This is a genomic window from Paenibacillus woosongensis (assembly GCF_009725165.1).
GTDB classification, from domain to species: Bacteria; Bacillota; Bacilli; order Paenibacillales; family Paenibacillaceae; genus Fontibacillus; species Fontibacillus woosongensis.
This window is the reverse complement of the sequence record NZ_WNZW01000032.1, coordinates 1-1,452: the sequence shown is the minus strand read 5'-3', so window position 1 is coordinate 1,452 and position 1,452 is coordinate 1. Positions and strand designations below refer to the sequence as shown.

Below are 1,452 nucleotides of genomic sequence, written 5' to 3'. Positions count from 1 at the left end.
TGAAGTGACCCCGAAAAGTTAGACAGTTATTAATTTATTAAGCGAAACTCTGGGAATTAGTTCGGTACTGGATCGGGCTCATTCCCTTTAGTTTTGCCTTGATACGCTTGTGATTGTAGTACTCGATATAAGTGAAGAGCTCTTGTTTAAAATGCTCAATACTATCGAACTCCTTTTAAATATAGGAATTCAGATTTCATTGTGCCAAAGAAACTTTCTATGACGGCGTTATCGTAGCAATTCCCTTTGCGCGACATACTTTGCTGGATACCACGCCGTTTAAGAGCATGGCGATAGGGCTTCATTTGATAGTGCCAGCCTTGATCAGAATGAATGAGAGGGCTGTCTTCATCTGCTAACCGTTCAAATGCTTGATCCAACATGTTGGAAACTAGAGTGTATACAGGCCTTGAATCAATCGTATACGTAATAATTTCGCCGTTAAACAGATCGAGTATCGGAGAAAAGTATACTTTTTCTCCACAACATTTAATCTCCGTTATATCCGTAACCCACTTCTCATTGGGCTTCTTCGCATAAAAGTCACGCTCTAAAATATTAGGTGCTATCTTACCAACCATACCTTTATACGAACGGTATTTTTTCATCCGCACAAGACTCTTTAATCCCAATATATTCATTAGACGTTGCACTTTCTTATGATTCACACGGTGTCCACGATTTACTAGCTCATCTCGAATACGACGATAACCATATCGCCCCTGATGCTCTTTGTAGATGACTTGAATGATGCCTTTCAACTCAGCATCCTTGTCTGGTTTGTCGAACGTTTTAATCACATAATAATAGGTACTGCGAGGAATCGCTGCTAGCTCTAGAAGTGCCTTCACCGAGAATTCGTTCCTTAGTTCATAGACTACTTTCGCTTTGTCTTGTTTGGTGATTTTCCCTTGTTCTGAACTAAGGCATTCAACTTTTTTAAATATGCATTTTCCATACGCAAACGTTCTAGCTCTGCTTGTAAAGCCTCGATGGATCCTTCTGCTGGTGTTTGACTCTTCTGATCCCTAGAGCCCCTTTTCATGGATAAGCGCCCCTTTTTCTGTGGCTGTAGGGCGTCTATGCCATGTGATTCTAAGCTTCTTTGCCAGCTTAAAATGGTACTATGACTCGCAATATTAAAAATTGCAGCCGTTTCCCTAACAGACGTCCCAGATTCGTTCATATACTGAAGTACGTCTAGTTTATCCTGTGCTGTGTATGATGTATAGCCCTTTCTAAAAGCCTTTTCACCGTGATGCTCATATTGCCTAGTCCAATTTAAAATGACAGAGTGATCGACCCCCAGTGATCTCGCAATGGATTTCAAGCTTTCTGAACTTTCACAATAACGTAAGACCGCTTTTAATTTTTCATCGGCATTAAATTTAGCCATACAAAAACTGCACCCCCAATATGTTAGATGGTGTCTAACATTAGGGGTGCAGTTCA

At 40.6% G+C, this 1,452-nt stretch carries 1 pseudogene; it reads right to left on the bottom strand.

Features of this window, described 5'->3' with window-relative positions:
• Positions 1 to 37: 37 nt before the first annotated feature.
• Positions 38 to 1,396, bottom strand: a pseudogene (locus GNP95_RS25470) (IS3 family transposase).
• Positions 1,397 to 1,452: the final 56 nt, after the last annotated feature.